Below are 5,296 nucleotides of genomic sequence, written 5' to 3' on the forward strand. Positions count from 1 at the left end.
GCCGCTTAGAGAAAAAGACCCCTTCCCTTTTTCATTGTGTAAGAGAGGAAAAACAAGGATAATAAAGTCAAGTTGTTCCTACAAAAAAGGAGGATTAGATATGTCTTTTTCCTTGTCTCCTATTGGTTTGGTTATTGCTATTGGATTACTTTTACCGAATATCCTGTTTATTATTTTTTTTCCACCGAAAAATATACCTTCTAAAACGAGAAGCACCCTTCTTATCTTTCCTTTTATGGAAAGGGTAGGACAAATAGGCTGTCTATTTCTATTATCTACTACTAATTCGGTAAAAGTAATAGACGAGTGGTTGATTTTATCCTTTCTTTTTCTCCTCTTGTATTATCTTCTTTGGATTATGTATGTAAAGAATGACCGAGACTACAGCTTTCTTACAAAGTCTTTTCTGTTTGTTCCTATTCCATTGGCAATTTTGCCTTGCTGTATTTTTTTCGTATCAGCTATTTGGGGACATTCTATATGGTTAGGAATAGGTACTATTATTTTTGCAATTGGTCATTGGAAAGTAAGCTCGGATAGTGCGGAATGATTCTTCAGTTGTTTCTTTCTATTACTATTTAAATAGACTATTTTTCTTTTGTTGTGGGAATTTTCCCGTTAGTTGGGACGTTTATCTATAAATGACAGCGTTTACCTAAATGGTCCGGTGTTATTGAAACAGCTTTCATACGATGATTAAATAGAGGTAGAAGTTAATAATTAAAGAGGAGGGATTCATATGATGCAAAAGCTTCAACGATTTGGTGGAGCGATGTTTACACCAGTACTATTATTTGCATTTTCAGGTATTGTTCTTGCCATTACTATTATGTTAAATAATCCTCAAATTGTCGGTAGTATAGCAGATGAAGGTACCACGTGGAATAGTATTTTAACTATTTTGGAAAATGGCGCATGGACAGTATTTAATCAGATGGAATTGCTTTTTGTAATCGGCATTGCACTTGGATTAGCTAAAACAGCTAATGCAAGAGCAGTAATGGAAGCAGTTGTTGTTTATCTTACTTTTAATTATTTTCTATCAGGCATATTAGAATTCTTTGGACCAACATTCGGTGTTGACTTTACTCAAGAAGTTGGCAGTACTAGTGGAATGAAGCTAATTGCTGGCATAAAAACATTGGATACAGGAATTATCGGAGCAATACTAATTTCTAGCATAACGGTCTGGCTTCATAATAGTTATTTTGAAAAGAAGTTACCCGAATGGCTTGGGATATTCCAGGGATCTACGTACATTGTCATTTTAGGTTACTTTATAATGATACCTATCGCAGTTGTTGTAGCATGGATATGGCCGATTATTCAATCTGGAATCGGTTCTCTTCAAGGATTTTTAGCTAGTTCAGGAACATTAGGTGTATGGTTTTATCATCTTTTTGAAAGGGCTTTAATCCCAACAGGGTTGCATCACTTTATTTATACACCATTTATGTTTGGTCCAGCTGTTGTAGAAGACGGGATCGTTAAATATTGGATGGGTAATCTTGGGGACTTTGCACAAAGTACGGAATCACTAAAAACTTTGTTCCCAGCTGGTGGCTTTGGATTATATGGAAACTCCAAGATGTTTGCGGCGCCAGGTATTGCATTAGCAATTTATTTCACAGCAAAAAAAGAAAAAAGGAAGAAAGTAGCAGCTCTTCTAATCCCAGCAACCTTAACCGCTGTACTAGCAGGGATTACAGAACCGCTAGAATTCACTTTCTTATTTGTTGCACCTGTATTATTTGCTGTTCACGCTGTACTAGCGGCTACTTTGTCAGCAGTGCTATATACGTTCGGAGTAGTAGGAGATATGGGTGGCGGTTTGATTGAAATAATGTCTAAAAACTGGATTCCATTATTCGGTAATCATTGGGATGTTTATGTAACTCAAATTGTAATTGGGTTAATTTTTACCGGTATATACTTTTTCGTTTTCCGTTTTCTTATCTTGAAGTTTAACTTTGCTACACCTGGAAGAGAGACGGATGAGAAGGAGGTTAAACTATATAGAAAGAAAGATTATCAAGAAAAACAAAAAGGCAGAGATAAAAAAGATGAGGTTGCAGCAACTGTTGTGGAGAACAGTTATAGAGAAAAAGCGGAGATATTTCTTCATGCATTAGGTGGTACAGAAAATATCGAAACAATAAATAATTGCGCAACAAGATTAAGAATTAGTGTAAAAGATCCAACTCTCGTTATGCCCGATAGTGCCTTTAGAGAAGGTGGTGCTCACGGAGTTGTTAGGAATAATAAAGGAATTCAAATTATTGTAGGTTTATCCGTTCCGCAAGTAAGAGAAGAGTTCGAAAAATTAAAAAATGAAGAATAGGAGAGATTATCTATGAATAAATTTTCAATTACAGTAGCAGGTGGAGGTAGTACTTTTACGCCAGGAATAATATTAATGCTTTTAGAAAACTTAGATAAGTTTCCGATAAGACAAATTAAATTTTACGATAATGATAAAGAACGTCAACAGCAAGTGGCAGATGCGTGCGCAGTAATCATTAAAGAAAAAGATCCTGAAATTAATTTTTTAGCTACAACAGAACCAGAAGAAGCTTTTACTGACATTGACTTTGTAATGGCCCATATTCGTGTAGGAAAGTACGCAATGAGAGAAAAGGATGAAAAGATACCATTAAGATATGGGGTAGTAGGTCAAGAAACATGTGGTCCTGGAGGTATTGCCTATGGAATGAGATCGATTGGAGGCGTATTAGAAATATTAGATTATATGGAAAAATATTCACCTAATGCATGGATGTTAAATTATTCAAACCCAGCTGCTATTGTTGCAGAAGCTACTAGAAAATTGCGACCTAATTCAAAGATACTTAATATTTGCGATATGCCAATAGGAATTGAAAATCTGATGGCAAAAATAGTAGGTCTCCCATCTAGAAAGGATATGACGATTCGCTATTATGGTCTGAATCATTTTGGCTGGTGGACAGATATTCGTGATAAAGATGGAAATGATTTAATGCCAAAATTAAAAGAGCATGTACAAGAATATGGTTATGACTTAGCAAAAAATGAAGGCCAACATGCCGATGAAAGCTGGCAGTCTACTTTTAGAAAAGCGAAGGATGTATATGCAGTTGATCCAGATACCTTACCGAATACGTATTTAAAATACTATTTCTATCCTCAAGACGAGGTAGCGCACACGGATCCTAACTATACGAGAGCAAATCAGGTTATGGATGGAAGAGAGAAATTTATATTCTCTCAATGTAATAGAATTGCAGATTTAGGTGCCACAGAGGGCTCGGAGTTAGAAATAGATGAACACGCTTCCTATATTGTAGATTTAGCCCGTGCAATAGCATATGATACCCAAGAAAGAATGCTTTTAATTGTCGAAAATAATGGAGCAATCCAAAATTTTGATCCGACTGCAATGGTAGAGGTACCATGTATTGTGGGAGTAAATGGTCCTGAACCATTAGTGCAAGGAACTATTCCACGATTCCAAAAAGGGTTAATGGAGCAACAAGTAGCTGTAGAAAAATTGGTAGTGGAAGCTTGGGAAGAGCAATCTTACCAAAAACTTTGGCAAGCAATTACCTTATCTAGAACTGTTCCAAATGCTAGAGTCGCTAAACAGATATTAGATGATTTAATAGAGGTAAATAAAGAGTATTGGCCAGAACTTCATTAAGGAATAGAAAAAAGGGTGTTTAGTACCCTTTTTTCTTCTATTTTTAGAAATATTTTCTCCACAAACACTTATCCCTTATAATGATAATAAGGGAGGAATTTGGTGATGCTGAAAGACTTAATGAATAAATATTATGATGCTTTATCTGAAAATGATTTATATCTCATAAACTATGTTCTCAATCATATAGAAGAATGTAAGAATATGAGCATTTTAGAGTTATCCGATACATGCAATATTTCCAAGTCTTCTATTCTAAGAATGACCCAAAAAATAGGCTTTAGCGGTTATAGTGAGTTTAAGTACTTTTTGAAAAATGAGCCTAAACAACTGGACACAAATCTAGATTATTATACGATGCAAATAAAAGAAATAGAAACGACGAGAAAGATATACAAAAATATACATACAGAAGTAATTTATGAACAGATTAGTAATGCAGATACGATATATGGGTTTGCAAGTGGCTGGGGACAAAGAAATGCATTGGAAGAAATGTCGCGTCAATTTATTTCTAATAATAAAAAAATGTACATTATCCCTGCAGAAACAGAGTTTGATTTTCTTCTAGACAAAATGAAGCCAACAGATCTAGTAATTGTTATATCTTTAAGTGGAGATGTTAAGAATATAATAGCTCAATTAAGACAGTTGTCCGTAAAATCCATTCCTACACTGTCCATCACTTCCTTTCATAACAATCATCTAGCAACATTATCTACATATAATATTTATTATGAATCATTTGAGTTAGGTAAGCATTTTGGTATTGAACATAGATCATTGCTTGGATTATTTACAGTTATTGATTCCATTTATAGAGGCTATTTAGAATATACCATTAGAAAGAAAAATAGAAGAATTATAGGAGGTGATTAACATTGGCAAAAACGATTGTCGAAAAATTAAATTTAAAAAAATATAAAAAAATGGCGATTCTTAATAATCCAAAAGAAACTGATTATTTTTTAGGATTGGATGAGTATGATGATGAGCTACTATCTAAATATGATGCTATATTTGGATTTGTACTAGATATGATTGAGATGCGAGAAATGGTTGATACGATTATTCGAAAAGAATCTTTAAATAAGAAAGGCTATATTTTTTTAGCGTATCCAAAGAAAGGGAATATAGTCTACTCAACATATATTCATCGGGATGAACTATTCTCGGGATTAAATACAGATTCAGAAGGGTACGTCGGGGAAAGTACGATAAAATTTGCGCGAATGGTTGGATTAGATGATGTATTTACTGTAATTGGTTTAAAAGAGGAAGAAAAAAAGAAGAAAGTAGCAGTTTCCTCAAAAGCGAGCCAGCGTGTAGATGATTACATAGAAAAAATACCAGATATTGAAAAGGATTTAACAGATTCGCCGGAGCTATTATCCTTCTACCAATCCCTAACACCAGGGTATCGCAAGGACTGGGCGCGGTATGTATATAGTGCAAAGCAAGAAGGAACGAGAGAAAAAAGGAAAGCGGAAATGAGGATAATTCTTCAGTCTGGTTATAAAAGTAGGGATATTTATAAAAGAGGGTATGGAAGAGAAAAATAAGCATTTTTTTTAGAGGCTGGGACAAAACTAAATAACCAATCTTTAAAGACGAACA

At 34.4% G+C, this 5,296-nt stretch carries 5 protein-coding genes; all 5 read left to right on the plus strand.

Annotated features, from left to right (window positions below; all coding sequences use genetic code 11):
- Positions 1–100: 100 nt before the first annotated feature.
- Positions 101–550: a hypothetical protein gene (locus ADJ83_RS02090; protein WP_031540463.1), complete on the plus strand. Its 450-nt coding sequence runs from the start codon at positions 101–103 to the stop codon at positions 548–550.
- Between the two features lie 189 nt (positions 551–739).
- Positions 740–2,341, plus strand: a complete 1,602-nt coding sequence (locus ADJ83_RS02095; protein WP_031540462.1) for an alpha-glucoside-specific PTS transporter subunit IIBC — start codon at positions 740–742, stop codon at positions 2,339–2,341.
- Positions 2,342–2,353: 12 nt separating this feature from the next.
- Complete coding sequence (locus ADJ83_RS02100; RefSeq protein WP_031540461.1) at positions 2,354–3,679, plus strand: 6-phospho-alpha-glucosidase; 1,326 nt, start codon at positions 2,354–2,356, stop codon at positions 3,677–3,679.
- Positions 3,680–3,784: 105 nt separating this feature from the next.
- On the plus strand, positions 3,785–4,558 hold the full coding sequence (locus ADJ83_RS02105; protein WP_031540460.1) for a MurR/RpiR family transcriptional regulator: 774 nt from the start codon (positions 3,785–3,787) through the stop codon (positions 4,556–4,558).
- Positions 4,559–4,560: 2 nt separating this feature from the next.
- Positions 4,561–5,241 (plus strand): YdeI/OmpD-associated family protein, encoded by a 681-nt coding sequence (locus ADJ83_RS02110; protein ID WP_031540459.1) that lies wholly within the window; start codon positions 4,561–4,563, stop codon positions 5,239–5,241.
- Positions 5,242–5,296: the final 55 nt, after the last annotated feature.

It is taken from the genome of Bacillus sp. 522_BSPC, from assembly GCF_001076885.1.
Classification (GTDB): domain Bacteria; phylum Bacillota; class Bacilli; order Bacillales; family Cytobacillaceae; genus Niallia; species Niallia hominis.

Coding starts and splice junctions, on each gene's coding strand:
- ADJ83_RS02105 (WP_031540460.1), top strand. CDS start 3,785: ATGCTGAAAGACTTAATGAATAAATATTATGATGCTTTATCTGAAAAT.
- ADJ83_RS02100 (WP_031540461.1), top strand. CDS start 2,354: ATGAATAAATTTTCAATTACAGTAGCAGGTGGAGGTAGTACTTTTACG.
- ADJ83_RS02095 (WP_031540462.1), top strand. CDS start 740: ATGATGCAAAAGCTTCAACGATTTGGTGGAGCGATGTTTACACCAGTA.
- ADJ83_RS02090 (WP_031540463.1), top strand. CDS start 101: ATGTCTTTTTCCTTGTCTCCTATTGGTTTGGTTATTGCTATTGGATTA.